General features: G+C 74.0%; 21 protein-coding genes and 4 tRNA genes. 13 read left to right on the top strand and 12 right to left on the bottom strand.

Annotated features, from left to right (window positions below; all coding sequences use genetic code 11):
* Nucleotides 1-58 precede the first annotated feature (58 nt).
* Nucleotides 59-134 (top strand) — tRNA-Lys (locus ACR807_RS17585).
* Between the two features lie 120 nt (nt 135-254).
* On the top strand, nt 255-1109 hold the full coding sequence (locus ACR807_RS17580; protein ID WP_438922403.1) for an exodeoxyribonuclease III: 855 nt from the start codon (nt 255-257) through the stop codon (nt 1107-1109).
* A 159-nt stretch (nt 1110-1268) separates the two neighbouring features.
* Here ACR807_RS17580 and ACR807_RS17575 read toward each other — a convergent pair whose 3' ends face one another.
* Together ACR807_RS17575 and ACR807_RS17570 are read right to left on the bottom strand one after the other, a co-directional pair.
* Entirely contained in the window at nt 1269-1847 is a 579-nt protein-coding gene (locus tag ACR807_RS17575) for a hypothetical protein (RefSeq protein WP_438922402.1), read from the bottom strand.
* A gap of 87 nt (nt 1848-1934) precedes the next feature.
* Nucleotides 1935-2345, bottom strand: coding sequence for a PPOX class F420-dependent oxidoreductase (locus tag ACR807_RS17570; RefSeq protein ID WP_438922401.1), 411 nt, complete (start codon nt 2343-2345; stop codon nt 1935-1937).
* Between the two features lie 43 nt (nt 2346-2388).
* On the opposite strand from ACR807_RS17570, the gene ACR807_RS17565 reads away from it, so the two are divergent.
* The 3 genes from ACR807_RS17565 (at nt 2389) to ACR807_RS17555 (ending at nt 4636) form a co-directional block, all read left to right on the top strand.
* A complete protein-coding gene (locus ACR807_RS17565; protein ID WP_438922400.1) occupies nt 2389-3225 on the top strand; it encodes an oxygenase MpaB family protein in 837 nt (278 codons plus the stop codon).
* 164 nt (nt 3226-3389) lie between these two features.
* On the top strand, nt 3390-4217 hold the full coding sequence (locus ACR807_RS17560; protein ID WP_438922399.1) for a glutamate ABC transporter substrate-binding protein: 828 nt from the start codon (nt 3390-3392) through the stop codon (nt 4215-4217).
* Nucleotides 4218-4432: 215 nt separating this feature from the next.
* Nucleotides 4433-4636: a cold-shock protein gene (locus ACR807_RS17555; RefSeq protein WP_015105489.1), complete on the top strand. Its 204-nt coding sequence runs from the start codon at nt 4433-4435 to the stop codon at nt 4634-4636.
* 88 nt (nt 4637-4724) lie between these two features.
* Here ACR807_RS17555 and ACR807_RS17550 read toward each other — a convergent pair whose 3' ends face one another.
* From ACR807_RS17550 to ACR807_RS17540, 3 genes are all read right to left on the bottom strand, one after another.
* Complete coding sequence (locus ACR807_RS17550; RefSeq protein WP_438922398.1) at nt 4725-5036, bottom strand: hypothetical protein; 312 nt, start codon at nt 5034-5036, stop codon at nt 4725-4727.
* A 251-nt stretch (nt 5037-5287) separates the two neighbouring features.
* Nucleotides 5288-5494 carry a heavy-metal-associated domain-containing protein gene (locus ACR807_RS17545; RefSeq protein WP_438922397.1) on the bottom strand — a complete coding sequence of 69 codons (207 nt, stop codon included), beginning with the start codon at nt 5492-5494 and terminating at the stop codon, nt 5288-5290.
* A gap of 47 nt (nt 5495-5541) precedes the next feature.
* Nucleotides 5542-6066, bottom strand: a complete 525-nt coding sequence (locus ACR807_RS17540) for a hypothetical protein (protein WP_438922396.1) — start codon at nt 6064-6066, stop codon at nt 5542-5544.
* A 164-nt stretch (nt 6067-6230) separates the two neighbouring features.
* Between ACR807_RS17540 and ACR807_RS17535 the strand changes: the two genes are divergently transcribed.
* From ACR807_RS17535 to ACR807_RS17515, 5 genes are all read left to right on the top strand, one after another.
* Nucleotides 6231-6476: a hypothetical protein gene (locus ACR807_RS17535; protein ID WP_438922395.1), complete on the top strand. Its 246-nt coding sequence runs from the start codon at nt 6231-6233 to the stop codon at nt 6474-6476.
* 164 nt (nt 6477-6640) lie between these two features.
* Nucleotides 6641-7267 (top strand): ScbR family autoregulator-binding transcription factor, encoded by a 627-nt coding sequence (locus ACR807_RS17530; RefSeq protein ID WP_438922394.1) that lies wholly within the window; start codon nt 6641-6643, stop codon nt 7265-7267.
* A gap of 175 nt (nt 7268-7442) precedes the next feature.
* A tRNA-Glu gene (locus tag ACR807_RS17525) sits at nt 7443-7515 on the top strand.
* Nucleotides 7516-7552: 37 nt separating this feature from the next.
* Nucleotides 7553-7626: transfer RNA gene (locus ACR807_RS17520), tRNA-Asp, on the top strand.
* 35 nt (nt 7627-7661) lie between these two features.
* Nucleotides 7662-7735: transfer RNA gene (locus ACR807_RS17515), tRNA-Phe, on the top strand.
* Between the two features lie 44 nt (nt 7736-7779).
* Here ACR807_RS17515 and ACR807_RS17510 read toward each other — a convergent pair.
* Complete coding sequence (locus ACR807_RS17510) at nt 7780-8625, bottom strand: protein phosphatase 2C domain-containing protein (RefSeq protein WP_438922393.1); 846 nt, start codon at nt 8623-8625, stop codon at nt 7780-7782.
* 66 nt (nt 8626-8691) lie between these two features.
* Here ACR807_RS17510 and ACR807_RS17505 point away from each other — a divergent pair, with 66 nt between their 5' ends.
* Both ACR807_RS17505 and ACR807_RS17500 read left to right on the top strand, forming a co-directional pair.
* On the top strand, nt 8692-8904 hold the full coding sequence (locus tag ACR807_RS17505) for a helix-turn-helix domain-containing protein (RefSeq protein ID WP_077010893.1): 213 nt from the start codon (nt 8692-8694) through the stop codon (nt 8902-8904).
* Nucleotides 8901-9434 carry a Clp protease N-terminal domain-containing protein gene (locus ACR807_RS17500; protein ID WP_438922392.1) on the top strand — a complete coding sequence of 178 codons (534 nt, stop codon included), beginning with the start codon at nt 8901-8903 and terminating at the stop codon, nt 9432-9434. Before ACR807_RS17505 ends, ACR807_RS17500 begins: the two co-directional genes overlap by 4 nt.
* Here the strand turns inward: ACR807_RS17500 and yczE are convergent.
* Nucleotides 9403-10032 (bottom strand): membrane protein YczE, encoded by a 630-nt coding sequence (gene yczE, locus ACR807_RS17495; RefSeq protein WP_438922391.1) that lies wholly within the window; start codon nt 10030-10032, stop codon nt 9403-9405. The two genes, ACR807_RS17500 and yczE, sit on opposite strands and share 32 nt — an antisense overlap.
* A 61-nt stretch (nt 10033-10093) precedes the next feature.
* On the opposite strand from yczE, the gene yczR reads away from it, so the two are divergent.
* Nucleotides 10094-11554 carry a MocR-like transcription factor YczR gene (gene yczR / locus ACR807_RS17490; protein WP_438922390.1) on the top strand — a complete coding sequence of 487 codons (1461 nt, stop codon included), beginning with the start codon at nt 10094-10096 and terminating at the stop codon, nt 11552-11554.
* Between the two features lie 740 nt (nt 11555-12294).
* Here the strand turns inward: yczR and ACR807_RS17485 are convergent.
* The 5 genes from ACR807_RS17485 to ACR807_RS17465 all read right to left on the bottom strand — a co-directional run bounded on the left by ACR807_RS17485 (nt 12295) and on the right by ACR807_RS17465 (nt 18754).
* Entirely contained in the window at nt 12295-13290 is a 996-nt protein-coding gene (locus ACR807_RS17485) for a hypothetical protein (RefSeq protein ID WP_438922389.1), read from the bottom strand.
* 431 nt (nt 13291-13721) lie between these two features.
* The gene (locus ACR807_RS17480) at nt 13722-15518 is read right to left on the bottom strand and encodes a CHAT domain-containing protein (protein WP_438922388.1); all 1797 of its coding nucleotides are present in this window, start codon (nt 15516-15518) and stop codon (nt 13722-13724) included.
* Nucleotides 15515-15946 carry a hypothetical protein gene (locus ACR807_RS17475; RefSeq protein WP_438922387.1) on the bottom strand — a complete coding sequence of 144 codons (432 nt, stop codon included), beginning with the start codon at nt 15944-15946 and terminating at the stop codon, nt 15515-15517. The genes ACR807_RS17480 and ACR807_RS17475 overlap by 4 nt, the downstream gene beginning before the upstream one ends.
* Nucleotides 15943-16488, bottom strand: a complete 546-nt coding sequence (locus ACR807_RS17470; RefSeq protein WP_438922386.1) for an RNA polymerase sigma factor — start codon at nt 16486-16488, stop codon at nt 15943-15945. Before ACR807_RS17470 ends, ACR807_RS17475 begins: the two co-directional genes overlap by 4 nt.
* An 88-nt stretch (nt 16489-16576) precedes the next feature.
* The gene (locus ACR807_RS17465; RefSeq protein ID WP_438922385.1) at nt 16577-18754 is read right to left on the bottom strand and encodes an ABC transporter permease; all 2178 of its coding nucleotides are present in this window, start codon (nt 18752-18754) and stop codon (nt 16577-16579) included.
* Between the last annotated feature and the right edge of the window lie 21 nt (nt 18755-18775).

Genomic DNA, 18775 nt, shown 5'->3' with positions numbered 1-18775 from the left:
CGCGACACCCCGCAGCCACCGTCGAACCCCACCCCCGACGTCCACTACCCTCGACCGCGGGCCGCTAGCTCAACTGGCAGAGCAGCGGACTTTTAATCCGCGGGTTCAGGGTTCGAGCCCCTGGCGGCCCACCAAACCCCCAGGTCAACGGCCTGGGGGTTTTGCTGTTCACGATCGCTGTCGGGGCTTCGGCGCACGTGAGGTCGTGGTCGACTTGGCGCGCGGTGGGGTGGGGTGGCGGTTAGCTTGGTCTCGTGCGGCTGGCTACCTGGAACGTGAACTCGGTCAAGCAGCGGATGCCCCGGTTGTTGGGGTGGCTCGACGAGCGGGCCCCTGATGTGGTGTGCCTCCAGGAGACCAAGCTCGCCGACGAGGCGTTCCTCGCGCTGCTGGGCGATGAGCTCCGGACGCGTGGGTACGGGGTGGCCGTGCACGGGCAGGCGCAGTGGAACGGGGTGGCGATCCTCTCGCGGGTCGGGCTGGACGACGTCGTCGTCGGGTTGCCCGGCGGGCCCGGGTTCCCGGAGCAGGAGGCACGGGCGGTGTCGGCCACTTGTGGGGGTGTGCGGGTGCACTCCGTCTACGTGCCGAACGGGCGGGAGGTCGACTCGGAGCACTTCCGCTACAAGCTGGAGTGGTTGGCGGCGCTCCGGCGGGTGGTGGCGGGTGGGCCCGAGGACGTCGTGGTGTGCGGCGACGTGAACATCGCCCCGGCGGACGCCGACGTGTTCGACCCGGCCGCGTTCGCGGGGCACACGCACGTCACGGACGTGGAGCGGGCCGCGTTGGGGGAGCTGCAGGCGTTGGGGCTGCACGACGTCGTGCGCGACCGGTGGCCGGACTCGCGGATCTACACGTACTGGGACTACCGGGCCGGGATGTTCCACCAGGACCTCGGGATGCGGATCGACCTGGTGCTCGCCTCGGCCGGTGTGGCGGCGCGCGCCGAGGCGGCCTGGGTGGACCGGAAGGCCCGGAAGGGGACCTCGCCCAGCGACCACGCGCCGGTGGTGGTGGACCTGGACGAGGCGCCGGACGGCGACATCGGGCCGGTCGTGCCGCCGCCCTCCGCGCCGCGTGCGCGCAAGACGGCCAAGGTTCCGCGTTGAGCACGTGAACCGCACGGCGCCGCCATCATGACGATGAGGACCTGCGCGGGGTTATGGAGCGGCGGTGCCGGTGAATGGACGACGCCGAGCCGGACGCCGTCGTGGACGACCGCTGCGCGGGTGAGGTGCAGACGCCGACCTCGGGCGCCGGTGGCCCGGCTAGTCGAACCGCTCGCAGGCCACGCCGTCGCGGTCCAGGTCGAGGTGGTGGCGGTCCCGGCCGTGCACCTCGATCCGGGTGACGCCCTGGTCGTGCAGCCAGCGGCAGCGGTCCCACACGCCGCGCGGGAAGCGCAGCGGTACGCAGACCCCGTCCGTGGTGTACGAGGGGTGGCAGTCCCAGCCCTGCGGTGACTCGGGCACGGGCGGCGGTCCGGGCGGTGGGGGGTGCGGCGGCGGGTGGTGCGGTGGTGGCGGGTGGTGCGGCGGGGGCGTCTCGTCCGGGACGTCCCCCACCGGCTGCCGCTCGCCCGCCGGCGACGGTGACGGGGGTGGTGGCGGCGGGGGTTCGGGGCGCTGCGGCGGCGGTGCGAGCACCACGACGGGGGTCGTGGACCGCACCACCTCGACGGTGGTGGTGAAGGTCGCGCTGAGCACGCCCGGCCCCACCGGCGCGACGGCTACCCGGTGCGCGTCCACGGGGCGCGGCCGGTCGACCGACAGGGCGAGCGCCACCAGCCCGGCGGACGCCAGCACGAGCGCCGCGCCGGCCAGGCCGATCCGTCTGCCACTGCTCATCCCAGCACCCGCTCCAGCGTTCCACGGTGTCACGTGGAATCGGTCGCGCGTGCCGGTGCGTTACGCCCGGCCCCCCACTGCGGGTGATCAGCCGCTCACGTCGGGTCCCGCGCGCTCGATCTCCACCCTGATCACGACGCGCCGCTCGCGCTCCATCGCCGCCCGGTACTCGTCCCAGTCGGGGTGCTCGCCGGAGATGCGCCGGTACAGGTCGACCAGCGGTTCCATCGCCTCCGGCAGGGGCACCACGGTGGCCGGCCCCTCGACCTGGAGCCAGTCGCCGAAGAAGCCCTCGGTGAGGAAGCACAGCGCGGCGCGCGGGTCGTTGCGCAGTTGGCGCGTCTTGTAGGCCGTCTCCCGGGTGCTGACCACGACGCGGCCCTCGTCGTCGACGGCCGCCAGCACCGGCGACATCTGCGGCGTGCCGTCCGACCGGTGCGCCAGCAGCACGGCGCGCGGGTTGCGGCGGATGAAGTCCCTTGCGCGGTCCAGGTCCATGGACCCATCCTGCCGCCGCCCGCGCCGTGCCACGATCGGTCGGGTGGACGTCGGACTGATGGGCCCGGACTCCGTGACGTGGCAGTTGCACGCCGACCCGGCGATGTGGGTGGCGGGCATCGCCGGCCTCCACCTCCAGGCGCTGCACCCGAGGGCCGTCGCCGGGGTGGTGCAGAACTCGGGTTTCCGGCGGGACCCGCTGGGTCGCCTGCTGCGCACCGCCGGCTTCGTCGGCGCGGTCAGCTACGGCTCGACCGACGAGGCGCGCCGGGCCGCGGCACGGGTGCGCGGGGTGCACCGCTCCCTGCGCGCCCGGGACGCCGCCGGCCGCGCGTTCCGCGTCGACGACCCGGAGCTGCTGCTGTGGGTGCACTGCGCCGAGGTGCACTCGTTCGCCACCGTGCTGCGCCGCGCCGGCTACCGGCTCACCGACGCCCAGGTCGACCGCTACTACGACGAGCAGCGCCGCACGGCCGCCCTGGTGGGCCTGCGCGCCGACGAGGTGCCGGGCAGCGCGGCGGGGATGGCCGCGTACTTCGCGGGCGTGCTGCCGGAGCTGCGGCGCACCGCCGACTCGGAGGTCGTCCGCCGGTTCCTGCTCCGACCGCCGCTGCCCGGCGCGCTGCGCCTGGGCCTGGGCGCCTACGAGCCGCTGCTGGGGCGCCTCGCGTACTCCGTGCTGCCGCCGTGGGCCGTCGCCCTGCACGGCCACCGCCCGTACCCGGCACCGGTCGCCACGGGACTGCTGCGGTCGGTGCGGGCCGCGGCGCTGCTGGTGCCCGCGCCGCTCCGGTGGCGCGTGCCCGAGGGGCACGTGAACAGGGCCGTGCGGCGGCTCGGGGTCCGCGCGGTGCCGAGGCGCGGCCTGCTGCCCCGGTGACGGGGTCGCGCGCCTCACAGGCCGCACTGCTCCGAACGGCGCAGCGGAAAGGTCCGGTGCGACGTTCGTCGCACCGGAGTTACCGACCGGTTTGCTTAGCATGGGAAAAGTCCGGTGCGCCGATCCGCACCGCGTTTCCCGAGCACCCGAGAGGTACGCAACCCATGTTGTCGCGACGACTGCTGCCCGCGACCGCCGTGGTGGCGGCCCTGTTCTCCAGCGCCGCGTGCGGCGGTGCGAGCGACGACACGTTGGAGGGCAGGGCCGAGGACGGCAGCCTCACCATCGGCATCCGCTTCGACCAACCCGGCCTGGCCCAGCGCAGGCTCGACGGCAAGTTCGTCGGCTTCGACGTGGACGTCGCCAAGTACGTGGCGGCCCAGCTCGGCGTCGAGGAGAAGGGCATCACCTGGAAGGAGGCCCGCTCCGCCGACCGCGAGAGGCTGATCGCCGAGGGCGAGGTCGACTTCGTCGTCGCCACCTACTCGATCACCGACAAGCGCAAGGAGCAGGTGTCCTTCGCCGGTCCCTACTTCCAGACCGGGCAGGGCCTGCTGGTGCGGTTCACCGAGGCCGACATCACCGACCCGGGCCACCTCGACGGCAAGCGCCTGTGCTCGGTCACCGGCTCGACGTCCGCGCAGAAGGTCAAGGACCAGTTCGCGCAGGGCGTGCAGCTCGTCGAGTACGGCCAGTACTCCGACTGCGTCACGGCGCTGCTGGCGTCCAAGGTCGACGCGGTCACCACCGACGAGGTCATCCTCGCCGGGTACGTGGCGGAGAACCCCGAGCTGCTCAAGCTCGTCGGGCAGCCGTTCACCACCGAGCGCTACGGCGTGGGGCTGCTCAAGGGCGACGGCGAGGGGCGGGCCGACGTCAACGCCGCCCTGGAGAAGATGATCAGCTCCGGCGAGTGGCTCGCGGCCCTGGAGCGCAACATCGGCCAGGCCGACATCGAGCTGCCGGAACCGCCCGAGGTGACCGAGAAGTAGATCCCGGGTTGACCAATGGGGTCCGAACGGTAGTGCTGAAGGTCACCCAACCGATACCCTCGGCAACGCAGGCCGTGGTTTCTGTGTTCGTGTCTCACGCTCGCGGAACGACACGCGGGCGTGCCGTCCCCGCTGGTGGCAGCGGGGGAAACGCCCCCGGGACGGCCGGGGTTGCACGGTGCAGCCCCAAGCTTCCCTGCGATGGAGGCAGGTACATGGCACTGGGCACTGTCAAGTGGTTCAACTCCGAGAAGGGCTTCGGCTTCATCGCCCAGGAGAACGGCGGACCGGACGTCTTCGTGCACTACTCGGAGATCCAGGGCCAGGGGTTCCGCACCCTGGAGGAGAACCAGCGGGTCGAGTTCGAGATCGGGCAGGGAACCAAGGGACCGCAGGCCCAGAACGTGCGCAAGGTCTGATCTTCCCGATTGGTCCCCACGAGCGTGACGCAGGCCCCCGACCGGTTCGGTCGGGGGCCTGTTCGCCGTCGTGCGGGGGTTTCCGGTCCTAGTAGCCGCGCTGGCGGGCTTCCCACTCCAGTCGCTGCATGACCCACTCGGTGGCCAGCGCCTGGGGGGACGTCTGCCGCTCGGCGGCCATCTCCTTCAGCTGCTCGTTCGCCATCAGCTGGAGGCGGAGCTGGTAGACCTGCGCGTTGCCGAAGCTGGTGCCGGCGGTGGTCTCCGCGTCCGCGGTCTCCGGGGCCAGCGCGGCGAGGTAGGACGCCAGCTCCTCGTCGGGGAGCAGTTCCTCGGGCTGTTCACGGTGTGGCGGGCGATGCCGGCCGGACTTCGAGCGTCCTAGCGATCCAAGAGGCACCGCGCCACGATAACGGTTGGATTGCGGAAGCGTACGAACTGTGGCCTGGGTCACACTTGTGTGCATGGAGAGGCCCCCGCGCCAGGGGGAGGAACGCGGGGGCCGGAGGGGATCTCCACAGGTGCTGACCGGGGGTGTGTCAGCAAATCGGATTGTTGCACGCGCACGGGGAGCTGGGGAGTGGGTTCGCGGTAAATCTTCGGCCCGCGACCTCCCCCCGGACCCGTCGCGGCGGCGACCGGTGGGACGGGTCAGGCCAGGGCGTACCCGGCCTCCTCGACCGCGGCGCCCACCTCGTCGCGCGACAGCTCCCGGGTGCTGGTCACGGTGACCGCGCCCGAGTCGAGCGCCACGTCGACGCCGGTCACCCCGTCGACCGCGGTCAGCTCCTCGGTGACCGAGCTGACGCAGTGCCCGCAGGTCATGCCGGTGACGGTGTAGGTGCTGGTGACGGACATGGCGCCCCTCGTCTTCCTCGTCGGTGCTCTGGCCTTCGAGGATACCCCTAGGGGGTAGAGGTGTCCTCTCCCGGGGGCTCCAGTTGCGTGATCTCGCCCTCCAGCCGCTGGACCAGTTCCTCCAGGCCCGCGAGCATCCCGTCCAGCTCGCTCATCTTGTCGCTCATCAAGCGGTCGATGTCGGCCTCGATGGCGGCCAGCGAGAGGCCGCCGAACACGTCCTGGCCGGCCGCCGGTGCCGGTTCGGGGGCGGGGTCCGCCGCGGGGTCCGGGGCGTGGCCGGCCGCGTGGTCCGGTGCGGAATCGGACGCGGAATCGGGCGCCCGGTCGGGTGCGGCCTCCACGGGCGCGGCCTGGGCGGCACCCGTCGTGCCCGGCAACGGCCCGCCGGCCCGCTCGGCGGCCGGCTCGGTGCTCCGCCCGGCGGCCGGCGACCCCGCGTCCGGCCGGTCGGCGTTCGGCGTTTCGGCGTGCGGCCGGTCCGCCGACGACGTGCCCGCGCCCGGGCGCGTCGCCGCCGCTGCGTCCGTCACCGCTGGTTCCGGCGTCTGGCCCGGTACCGGTTCGGTCATGGGTCCTGCCCTCCTCGTTCACGACAAGCACATCACGCGGCGCTTGACACCAAGTGGCCTACACGGAAAGTGACGCTCCGTCGCCCCCGAATCACTCTCCGGGGGGCTGCGGCGGTTCGACGGGCTCGCTTAGCCTCGCGCCAACCTCAAGTCGGGGAGGCGTCATGAGCGGGTCCCTAGAAGTACGTCAGTTCCTGTGGAACCAGGACGACACCATGTCCAGGCCGGGCGGAGCCGGAGTGCCCGCCCAGCGCACCGGCGAACCATCGCGGATCTCGGACGAGCAGGTGCACAAGGCGCGGCTGTCGGTCGCGCGGGGAGCCACCAGCGCCGAGGACTGCCGGTTGCTGCTCGACATGCTCGGGCTGTCGCCGGGTGAGGACGGGGGCCTGCCACCCGTTCAACGGTAGACGCGCAGGTGGCGACCCATCCGAGACGCGCACCCCCCGGAAGCGCGTCTCGGGTGGGTCGCTCAGGAACATACCGAGCGGTCTTTTTCCGGGCAACGCCCTTGCGGTGGGGCCGTGCCTGGGCGAAGGCTCCGGGGTGACCAATCACACCCACCGGAGCCCCGATGCCCCAGCAGCACCGCGCCGTGGCCACCCGTGACGCGATCCTGCGCGCGGCGGCCGAGGAGTTCGACCGGCTCGGCTACGAGGGCGCGGCGCTGAGCGCCGTCCTCGACCGCGGCGGCGTCACCAAGGGCGCCTTCTACTTCCACTTCGCGTCCAAGGAAGCGCTGGCCGCGGTGCTCGTCCGGCTCCAGGAGGAGCTGTGGCCACGTCTGGCGGGCGAGTGGCGCGCCCGCGGGCTCGACCCGCTGTCCACCGCGGTCGGTCTCGTCCAGGACGCCGCCGAGCGGCTCTCCCGCGACGTCGTGCTGCGCGCCGGCGTGCGGCTCGCGGCCGACCGGGAGCTGGACCACCCCGGCCTGGCCGCCTCGCACCTGCGCTGGGAGGCCGTCGTCGGCGAGCTGCTGGGCGACGCCCGCGCCGAGGGGCTGCTGCTCGCCGGGGTCGACCCGGCCGCCGCCGCGCGGGCGCTGTGCTCCGCGGCCCTCGGCGCCCGGCTGATCTCCGTCGCCGCGTCCCGCTGCGCCGACTACCCGGAACGGATGCGCGAGGTGTGGCGGCTGGTCCTGCCCGGACTGGCCGCCCCGGAGTCCCGCGCGGCGGCCGAGCGGCTCCTCGACGCGCCCTGAACGCGCTTCCGGAGCGCTTCCGGAGCGCTTCCGGCGGGACGGAATCGCAGGTCAGGCGTTTGTCGGACCCCCGTTTTGGAGCTGCGGGGCATCGTGCCCTATGCTTACGATGCTTCCACCGGACAGCGTGGAGGGCCTGGGAAAAAGGTGGCCCAAGGGCTGCCGGAGGAACTGGGTCCCCATCGTCTAGCGGCCTAGGACCCCGCCCTTTCAAGGCGGTAGCGCGGGTTCGAATCCCGTTGGGGGCACGTAGTACAGTAGGATCAGCAGTGCGCAGTACAGCAAGGCCCAGTGGCGCAGTTGGTTAGCGCGTCGCCCTGTCACGGCGAAGGTCGCGGGTTCGAGTCCCGTCTGGGTCGCAAGGCAGTTCGGCTATACGGCCGGGCCGCTGCCTGGCCAGGTAGCTCAGTTGGTACGAGCGACCGCCTGAAAAGCGGTAGGTCGGCGGTTCGACCCCGCCCCTGGCCACGCTCACGCGAAAAAGCCCCCGCAGAATTCCGCGGGGGCTTTTTTCATTCTCCCGGGGCGAACCGGACGAGCGCGAGCGCTTGGTCGTCGTGCACTTTCGACCGTCGCCACTTCGTGCGATCCGCATCACCCCGTTCAGCGACGCGAATCGCGTCCAGCACCGCGTCCGGCCCTTTTTCCGACGTGATGTGCGCCACCTCGTGCCAGTCGGTGAAGAGGCCGTAGTCGTCCACCCCGCACGACACGCCGTCGGTGGCGAGCAGGACGGCCCGCACCTCGTGCCGGGGCCAGGTGCGCCGCACGGCCCGGTGCGCGGCGGCCGGGTCGGCCTCGGCGACCCACCAGCCGCCCTCGCGGTTGCGCCAGTCGGTGATCCGGTCGACCGCGCCGCGCAGGTCCCGCAGCCGGGTGTCGGCGACGACGTGCGCGGCGGTGCCGGTGGCCGTGGCCGCGCCGGTGAAGACGACGACCGGGCTGTCGGCGAGCACGAGCACGTCCACGGTCGCCTCGGTCCACCGCGCGATCGCGACCGTGGACGACGGCGCGGCGCCGGGCACGAGGCCGTGCTCGTCGCGCAACCGGGTGATGGCGGCGGCCAGTTCGTCGGCGAGGTCGCCGTGCAGGCCGTCCGCCCCGGTCAGCTGCTCGGCGAGGTGGCGGGAGTGCCAGCCGCCGTCGCGTTCGCGCGGGGTGGGCGAGGTGGCGCCGTCCAGGAGCACGACGGCGTTCGGCAGGACGACGACGCGGTCCTCGGTGGGGCGCGGCAGGCCGTCCAGGCCGACCCCGGCGCGTTCGGCGGTGGTGATCTCGGGCTTCGGGGGCCGTGGCCCCGGCGGTCGTGGCCCTGGTGCTCGTGGCCCTGGTGCTCGTGGCCCTGGTGCTCGTGTCATCGGTGGTCGAGCCTAGTGCGTCAACCTGGGTTGACAACACCGGTTTTGTCAACCAAGGTTGACGGCATGACAGAGGCAACGGAGCTCGCCTCGGCGGCGGGCGACCAGGACCCCAGGGTCGGGCTGCGAGCGGTCAGCGCACTGCGCCGGCTCCTGGAGACGCTGGAGGCCGTGCAGGTGCGCAACGCCCGCGCCCGCGGCTGGTCGTGGCAGGAGATCGCGGCCGAACTGGGCGTGACCCGGCAGGCCGTCCACAAGAAGCACGGGGGAGACCGATGATCGGCGAGAAGTTCACCAGGGAGGCGCGGAGGGCCGTCCGCAACGCCGTCGTCGAGGCCGAACGGCTCGACGCCCACGAGATCGGACCCGAGCACCTGGCGCTCGCGCTGCTCGACGCGCCGGTGCTCGTGACCTTCGACCTGCCCCGCGACGAGGTGGTCGAGGCGTTCGCCGCCGCCCGCCGCAAGGGCGGGCTCAGCGACGCCGACACCCGGGCGCTGCGCGGGCTCGGCATCGACGTCGACGCCATCGTGGCCTCGGTCGAGCGCACCCACGGCGAGGGCGCGCTGGCCGTGGCGCCCCGCCGCCGGCGCAGGTTCTTCGGCAACCACCTGCCGTTCACCGCCGCCGCCAAGAAGACCATCGAACGCAGCCTCGTCGAAGCGCGCGACCTCGGCCACGACTTCCTCGGCCAGGAGCACCTGGTCCTCGCGCTGCTCTCCGCCCACGACCTCGTCACCGAGGTGCTGGGGGCGCGCGGCGTCGAGTACGCCGAGGTCAGGAAGCTGGTCGCGCGCTCACCCAGGTGACCAGGGGCAGGAACGCCTGGGTCAGCGGGCCGATGGACACCGCGTACAGGACGGTGCCGATGCCGATGGTGCCGCCGAGCAGCCACCCGACCGCCAGCACGGTCAGCTCCACCACCGTGCGCACCAGGCGCAGCGACGTCCCGGTCCGCGCGCAGAACCCGGTCGTGAGACCGTCGCGCGGGCCGGGACCGAGCCGCGCGCCGATGTAGACGGCGGCGGCCAGGCCGTTCAGCACGATGCCCGACACCAGGAACAGCACGCGCGGCAGCAGCTCGTGCGGCGCGGGCAGGATCGCGAGCGTCACGTCCACCGCGACACCGATCACGACGACGTTGCTCACCGTGCCGACGCCGGGGCGCTGGCGCAGCGGTATCCAGCACAGCAGCACCAGCACGCCGACCAGCGCGGTCACCGTGCCGAAGCTCAGCCCGGTGCGCTCGGTCAACCCCTCGTGCAGCACGTCCCACGGGTCGAGGCCCAGGGTGGCGCGGATCTGCAACCCCATGCTCGCGCCGTAGAGCCACAGGCCCGCGAGGAGCTGGGGAACGCGGCGGAGCGGGGAGACGGTGACGGGGACCTGGGTGAGTGCGGCGAGCATGTGGCCATACTTCGTCCTCATTGGCCTTGTATTCCAGGGCCAATGCTGATTAATTGGCCTCATGGGCACTGAAATCCCGCCAGGTGGACGTATTTCCGGGTTCCGCCTGGCGCGGCTGCTCGGCGAGTGGCGTCGCCGCGGTGCCCGGCAGGGTTCGGCCGACCTCGCCGCCGCGATCCGCCTGCTCGTGCTCGACGGCCGCCTGCCCGCCGGCACCCGGCTGCCCGCCGAGCGCGAACTGGCCGACGCGCTCCCCGTCAGCCGCACCATGATCACCGCGGCCCTCGACCAGCTGCGCGAGGAAGGGCTCGTCGCCAGCCGCCGCGGCGCCGGGTCGTGGATCAGCCTGCCCACCGGCGCGCTCGGCATCCTCCCCGACACCCCGCTCGTCGGGCACAGCATGGTCGACTTCGCCCGCGCCGCCCCGCCCGCGCTGCCCGGCGTGCTCGCCGCGTTCGACTCGGTGCGCCGCCGCCTGCCCGAGCACCTCGCCGACCACGGCTACTACGAGCACGGCCACCCCGACCTGCGCCGCGCCATCGCCGCCCGCTACGAAGCCCGCGGCCTGCCCACGTCACCCGACCAGATCGTGGTCACCAGCGGCGCGCAGCACGCGTTGGCCCTGGTCCTGCGCCTGCTCACCGGCCCGGGCGACCGGGTGCTCGTGGAGCAGCCGAGCTACCCGAACGCCCTGGACGCCATCAAGTCCGTGTCCGCCATCCCCGTCCCGGTGGCCATGACCGACACCGGCTGGGACCTCCCCGGCATCGCCGCCGCCCTCCGCCAAGCCGCGCCGCGCCTCGCGTACCTGGTCGTGGACTTCCACAACCCCACCGCGCACCGGCTGGACGCGGGGGGCAGGGCCGAACTGGCCGACACCGCCCGCCGCGCCCGCACCCCGCTCGTCGTCGACGAGACCGTCTACGAACTGGACCTCGACGGCGACCCGCTGGACGGACCACCGCCGATGGCGAAGTTCGCCGAGGACCTGGTCATCACCCTGGGCTCGGCGAGCAAGTCCCACTGGGGCGGCCTGAGGATCGGGTGGATCCGCGCCACCCCCGAGGTCGTCCACCGCCTGATCTCCACGAGGACCGCCCTCGACCTGGGGTCGGCGGTGGTCGACCAGCTGGTGCTGGCCGAGCTGCTCGCCGACCCGGACCCGGCGCTGCGCGAGCGGAGGGCGGAGCTGGCCGAGCGCCGCGACGTCCTCATGGCCGGCCTGCGCGAGCACTGCCCGACCTGGCGCTTCCGCCGCCCGGCCGGCGGGCTGAGCGTGTGGTGCGAGCTGGACGCGCCGGTCAGCACCCGGATAGCCGTCGTCGCCCAGAACCACGGCATCCGCCTGGCCCCGGGCGCCCGCTTCGGCGCCCACGGCGGGCTGGAGCGCTGGTTGCGCCTGCCGTTCGTCCAGCCGCCGGACGTGCTCCGGGACGCGGCGAAACGCCTGGGCCTGGTGGCGGCCTCGGTGACGGGGGTCGGCGTGCCGGTCGAATCGGACCTCGCCGTCCCGGTGGCCTGACCTGCGCTGATCCGCCCTGACCTGCGCCGCCCCCGATCCGCCCCCTTGGCCCGATCCTCCCTGCGCTGGCCCGACTCGGCCTGGTTCCGCTCGGTCGGCTCTCCGCTCGCGCTGGTCGGTCCAGCTTCGACCTGGCTTCCGCTCGACTCCTACCTCACCTTTCGCGCTCCTACCTGCTGCGGCTGACCCTGTCGCGCGGATGGGCGCGGGGGGCGGCGCTGGTGGGCTGCGGGTGGGGGGCAGGCGGTGGTGTGGCAGGTGGTGGTGCGGTGGGCTGGCGGTGGGTGGGCTGGCGGTGGGGCGGCGGTGGTGGCTGGTGGGTTGGGGGGTGGTCGCTCGGGGATTCCTCATGTCAACCGATGAGCGAGACCCCGTTTACGTACATGTTCGGGGCGATGATCACCCGATCGTGTGTCCCGTCGGGTTCCGGCACAGCCCCTCGATGAGCCGGAACCCGACGGCGGTGGTAGGACCTGCGGCGGGGGACGCTCCAGGGATTGGCGTCCCCTGCCGCAGGTTCCTGTGCGGTCCCGATCGCCGCGGGGGCAGCGCTGCGACGGGACCTTCACCCGTTCGTGCCGGGGCGCGGTCGGCAGGAACGGGGAGCTTTGGGGGGTGGTGCTGGGGTGTGCGTCAGCGCTCGGGCGCTGCGTGGAGGACATCCGCACGGCTCATGAGCAGGTGCGGGAACGCGAGGTCACCGGGGTGTCGCCCGGACGGGCAGACCGGTGCCGTGGTGCTCAGTCGGGTGACGTGCTGGGCAGCCCGGGGATGCTGCCCGGGGACCGCCGGTCGTTCCGCCGCTCCACCGCCAGCGCGGTGAGCGGGTACGGCGTCGACTCGGTGGTGAACGACGCGATCACGCCGCCGCGGTGGCCGCCACCGCTGTCGGTGGTGCTGTTCGACGACGCGCTCGGCGCGGCGGGCGCGTGCTTCGGCGCGGGCGCGGGGGCGCTCGGTTCCGGCGCCTCCCAGATCACCTCGGCGTTCGCCGCGACCGGGGACGTCGCCGTCACCTGCTGGAACGCGGCGATCGGCGAGGCCACCCACGGGTCCGTCCGGGGAACGGCCACCGGTTCGAGGGCTGCCGGCTCGGGTGCCGCCGGTTCGGCCGCGGGCGGGGCGAGGGGCACCGACACCGCGGCTTCCCTCGCCGCCACCTTGGCGGCCACCTTCGCCTCGTACGCGGCCACGGGCATCACGTTGCTCGCCCGACCCGAGTAGGTGTAGCCGGAGAAGCCGCTGTGCTCGGCCTCGTAGTCGTAGTCGTAGTCGTACGGCTGCTCGTCCGCCGCCTCGACCTCGAAGGAGGGCGCGGCGGAGAGCGGGGACGACCCCAGTTGGGCGGGGCCCAGCGCGGCGGTGCCGGTCAGGCTGTGCGCCGACAGGCCGCTGTCGGTCAGGGCCTGCGCGGTCAGACCGCCCTGGGCCAGGTCGAACAGCGGGTTCTCCACCGGGTGCCGGGGCACGTCGAGGACCGTCGGGAACAGGTCGGACACCGCCAGCGGGTCGTGGTCCGGCAGCGCGGCGGCCAACTGCTCGATGGCCGACGCGTGCTGCTCGTCCACGGTGGTGTTCACCGCGTCGAGGGCCGTCGACACCTCGTCCGGGTGATCCGCGGCGTCCGCCGAGGCGGAACCCGCGCACGTCAACCACGCCGCCGTCGCCAGTCCGCCCACCGCGAGCGCCCGCAGCAGCAGCGACCCGCTGCGGCGCACCGCGTCGGAGACTGCCACTGCTGATCACCACCGTTCCGGGTGAGGCGAACGGGACGGACCGTTCGAGGTCGACGTTGTGCTATGTCTAGCACTGGTCACCTGATTTTCGAACGTTCTCGCGCGGAACCCACTCGGAAGGGCGGTGTGGTGCGGCTGTCCGGGTTGTCGTACCCGTCCGTGAACACCGTCCGTCGTACCCACCGCATCGGGTGAAGAACCCTCGCGTCCGCTGTGGACGGACCGGCGATCGTCCGAACGCGACGGTCCACATCGCTCCCTGCTGCATGAACTGCGGTGGGCTGGGGTGGAGCGCAGGACCGCGGTGATCGTCGCCGAGGGCTCCGTTACCCCCGAAGTGATTCAACCGTTCGGGTGAGCGAGTACTGGGCGGGCCGGGTGATCCGAACGTCGCTCGCGTTGGTGCCCGAGCCAGGTCCCGGTGCACGCGTTCACCCGGCCCCGACGCAGACGAAGCCGAGGTCACCGTGCTTCGCCTGCGCATCGGCGAGCGCCTGCGCCGGCCGGTCCAGGCCCGCGTGCAGGTCGATCATCAGGTCCACCACGCGGCGGTCGTCGGGCACGACCCGGACGCTCTCCACCACGACCCGCGCCCCGCGCCGCAGCAGCACGCGCCCCAGGTCGGACGCGCACGACGACAGCACGACCACCGCCGGCACGCGCGGCAGGGCGGCGAAGTCGTGCCCGTGCAGCGGGCCGTCGTCGAGGTGCAGGTGCGAGAACGGCTCGTCCCGGTGCACGCCGTGCGCCGCGACGTGCAGGACGTCCGCGTCGAGCATGCAGTGCAGCGTTTCGTCCACAGTGGAGCGGAATCGGCCGCCGTGCCGCCGCCGCAGCACGTCGACCTCGTACCGGGCGTGCCGCAGGTCGGGACCGGCCACCCACAGCCGGTCGGCCACGGCCAGTGGCCGCTGGTCCGCGCGGAACCAGCAGGTCGCCGACGGCGCGGTCGACACGGCACGCCCCCGCGCGGACGGCAGCGCGGCCCACGGCACCCGCGCCAGCTCCGGGCTCGGCACGACCACCAGCGGTCGGTCGCCCGCCGGGCGCAGCAGCCGGTCCAGCCCGGCCACGGCCTGCGGCGCGTCCGCCAGCGACAGCGCGCGGACGTGCCGGGCGGTGGCCGCCGCCTCGCCGAAGTCGTGCAGCCGCACGCGCCCGGCCGCGACGGACACCGCGACCAGCCTGCCCCGGTGGCTGAGGAAGACCAGCAGGGCGTGGTCGCCCAGCGCGTCGACCACGTCGGTCAGCGGCACGGCGCGCTGCGCCGACCCGGCCCGGGAGAGGCGGCGGATCTCGCGTTCCAGCAGGGCGACGCGGGCGTGGTCGGCCCGGGCGCGGGCGCGGCGGAGTTCGGCGCCGGCGTCCGCGGCCTCCGGGGTGGGCACGGGCTCGGGGGTGCGGCGGCGCTCGCTCCACCGCCACGCGGAGCGGGCGTCGCGACTGGTCAGGGCGTGGTCGAGGGCGATGTCCACCAGGTCTCCACGGGTGTCGGGTTCGTGCAGCGCGAGTCCCGCGCGGCAGGCGGCGACGGCGTCGCGCCGGGTGGTCGCGAGGCGGGCGCGGGCGAGCCAGCCGATGGCCCTCGCCCGGTCGGTGCCCCGGTGCCTGCGGGCCGCCGCCTGCTCGGGGGCGTGGGTGAGGCGCAGATCGGCGGCGTCGTCGTGGTGGCCGTACCGGTCGCACGCGTCGGCGACGGTGATGGCGGTAGCGGCGATGGTGGTGGTAACGGCGGTGGCGGATGGGGTGGAGGTGGCGGCGATGGTGGCGGCGGTGGCGGATGGGGTGGCGGTAGCGGCGGAGGTGGTGGCGGCGGATGGGGCGGGGGCGGCGGCAGAGGTGGTGGCGGTGGTGGAGGAAAGGGCGGCGGTGGGGGAGTCGGGGTTGCCCGCCAGCAGGGCTACGGCTTGGGCCGCCGGTACCCAGGTCGGGTCGTGCTCGCGGAACAGGGCTTCGGCGTCGGTGGCCAGGGCGAGGGCGGTCGTGCGGTCGCCCGCGCGCAGGGCGCACCGGGCGGCGAGCAGCAGGGCTTCGGGCAGGCGCGAGGCCACGGCCGGGCGGAGGACGGCGGTCGCGTCGCGGACCAGGCCGGTGGTGAGGAGGGAGCGGGCGAGGGTGAGGGTGCGGACGGCGCGCTCGCGGTAAGCCGCCTCGTGGGTGTCGGGCTCGTGGGTGTCGGGCTCGTGCCGGTCGGGGGTGCGAGGGGTGGGGCTCCTGTGGGCGGTCACGCGGTGAACCACGGGGTCGTCAGGTCGTGGCTCGGGCCGGTCAGCACGAACCTGATCGGGCCGGACGGGACGTGGTCCGCGTGGAACCAGCCGGAGGGGTCGACCTGGACCCTGGTCTCGCTGCCCGGCCTGCACACCAGGACCACGCCGGCGCGGGTGGTGGGGCTGGTCAGGCCCGTGGCGTGCAGGCCGGTCTCCCCGTGGTCCAGGTGCAGGTCCAGGCCGGCGAAGCGGAGCGTCCTGGTGGCGCCGCGCCCGCGCACGCCCGGCGGGGTGGTGCGCGCCGAGTCGGTGAGCAGGCGCATCGGCAGGGCGTCGGTGCGCTCGGCCAGGGCGGACCTGGCGTGGTGGGCCAGGACCTCGGGGATCGGGTCGAGCCGGTCGACCAGGTGGGCCAGGGCGTCGAGCAGCTCGCGGTCCGTGCTCACCGGGCCACCTCCACGCCGAGGCGGCGGCGCAGCACCGCGAGGCAGCGGGCGCGGGTGGGGCCCAGGCTGTTGAGCGGGACACCGACCGCCTCCGCCACCTGGGAGAACGACAGCTCCGGCGCGAAGGCAGCCAGCCTCAGCACCTCGCGGCAGCGGTCGGTCAGGGTGGCGTAGGCGAGCCAGAGCCTGGTGCGGGTCTCGTTCGTCAGCGCGGAGTGCTCGGGTGTCACCCCGTCGTCCGGCACGTCCCAGACCTCGCCCGGGGCCTCGCGACCGCGCAGCCGCAGCACGGCCAGCGACTCGTGCCGGGCGGTGGTGACGAGCCACGCGCCCAGCCGGTCCGGGTGGTGGATGCGCTGGAGGTTCTCGGCGAGCGCGAGCCACGTGGTCTGGCAGACGTCCGCCGCGTCGTCGGGCGCCAGGCGGTGCGACCGGGGCACCGCCCAGACGAGCCGGACGTAGCGGCGGACGAGCTCCTGCCACGCGGACCGGTCGCCCCGGTGGGCGAGGGTCAGCAGTTCGGCGTTCTGTCGATCATGCACGCACCACAGGAGCGTGCGGTCTGACCTGCGGATACCCGAGCCGCACGATGGAGTGGTATCGGGAACCGAAGATCGTTTCGGTGCGTCGTTACTCGGTTCGCAAGCCGCTCGGGTGGATCGCCGAGCGCAGCGCGGGCAGCGTGCACGCCGACACCACGAGCACGATGACCGCGGCCGCGGCGACCGTGGTGGCGATCTCGCCCCAGTCGACGCGGAACAGGTCGGCGGGCACCACCAGCCACGCCGTGCCCAGGCCGATCGGGATGGCCAGGGTGGTGCCGAGGGCGGTCGGGATGGCCGACTGCCACAGCGCCGACAGGACGAGCACCCGCCGCGGCACGCCGTTCGCGGCGAGCACGGCGGTGGGCCGGCGGCGTTCCACCACCTGGTCGACCGCCGCCGCCGCCAACCCGATCACGGCCAGCAGCGTGAGCAGCACCGACCCGCCGATCACGCCGCTGCGCAGCGACCGGAACAGCTCCACCTGCCCGGCCTGGAACTCGGCGCGGCGCAGCGTGACGCCCCGGTCGACGCGGCCCGTCGCGGACAGCAGGCGGTCGGCGAACGACGCGTCCGGGTCGCCGCGCACCACCAGCTCGGACGGGGTGGCGGACGCCAGCACGGGGTCCGCGCCGTCCGCGACCAGCAGGCCGCGCGGCCCCACGTCGGTGGTCCGGTAGCGCGGGACGGTCCACTCGCGGCCGTTGACGGTGAGCTTCGTGCCCGGCGCGGGACCCGGTCCCCGCAGGTAGGCCGAGCCGGGGGCGCAGTCGGTGACGTCCAGGCGCTCGGCGATCTCCGCGCAGTCCGTGCTGGTGATGAACGTGACCCGGTCGGCGAGGTGCGTGCGGACCTCGCTGACCCGCCGCACACCGCCGGTCAGCGCGATCGCCTCCTCCAGGGAGCGCACCGGGGTGTGCGGGGACAGCTGGAGCACCCAGCGGTCCGGGGTCCGGCTCGGCGGGGCCGCGGTGAACTGGGCGGCGACGCCGAGCAGCACCTGGAGGGTGAGCGAACCGGCCAGGACCACCACCACCCCAGACAGGACGCGCGGCGTGCCGTCGTCGAACCGCAGCGTGCGCAGGGCCAGGAGTCGGGGCACGTTCTCCGGTTCGACGCCGTGCGCGACCCTGGCGACCAGCCACGGCAGCACCGCGCCCGTGCCCGCCAGGACCAGGGCGATGCCGAGGCCCAGGCCGAGCGCGAGGGGCGTGTCCGACATGAACCCCCGGAACGTCCCGGTCGCGGACAGCACGACGACGACCGCCGCGCCGACGCCGATCAGCGCGAACCGCCACCACGCGCGGCGCACCGGGATCTCGGCGGTGCGGTGCGGGCCGAGCGGCCCGACCTCCTCGGTGCGCAGGGCCAGCAGCGCGGACAGCACCGCCACCACCGGTACGCCGAGCGCGATCAGCACGCCCAGCAGCGGGTCGGGCAGCAGGTCCGTGGGGAAGAAGCCGACGCCCTCGACCTCGATGAACCGGGCGAGCGGGCGCACGGCGAAGAACAGCGCGACGCCGACCAGCAGGCCGAGGACGGCCCCGGTCAACGTCTCGCCGCCGGCGATCCAGCGGACCTGGGTGCGGGACGCGCCGACCAGGCGGATCGCGGCGAGGCGCCGGGCGCGGCCCGTCGCGCCGAGGCGGGTGGCGACCAGGACGAAGATCCCCAGCGGCACGAGGAGCGCGCTGATCGCGGCGACCACCAGCAGGCGGTAGACCGGCAGCAGGGTCGCCTCCGGGAGGTCGCCGCCGAACCCGGTCGCGAGCACGGCGTCGGCCTCGCTGGACGGCGGGAGGCCCGCGTAGAACAGCAGCGACTTGGGGCGGGGCAGGCCCGCGTCGGCGATGACGCCGATGACGCTCTCCGGGAAGCGCGCGCGGACCGCGTCGTCGGAGAGCATGAGGTCGAGCAGTTCGGGGGAGACGACCAGCTCGCCCGGCCCGGGGATGCGGCCCACGCCGGGCGGCGCCGGCGCGTCCGGGGTGGTGGCGGCCAGCTCCACGCCGCGGATGGTGCGGCCCTGCCAGGTGACGGTGACCTGCCGCGACTTGAGGGTGGGCCGGTCGCCCCCGGCGGTCAGGGCCGCGTCCTGCACGCGCTGCGACTTGGCCTCCCGGGCCGGGCCGACGGAGGCCGCGAGCAGGAGGACCGCGACGCCCAGGCCGACGCCCGCCGCGGTGAGCGCCAACCTGGCCCACGACGTCCGGCTGCCCCCGACGGCCAGTCGGACGCCCAGGACCAGGTCGGCGGCCCACCTCATCGGAGCGCGCCCCGTGCGCTC

Origin of the sequence: Saccharothrix sabaoui (genome assembly GCF_051756985.1) — a bacterium.
Classification (GTDB): Bacteria; Actinomycetota; Actinomycetes; order Mycobacteriales; family Pseudonocardiaceae; genus Actinosynnema.
The sequence above is the reverse complement of the archived record's forward strand: the minus strand, read 5'-3'. Positions and strand labels throughout refer to the sequence as shown.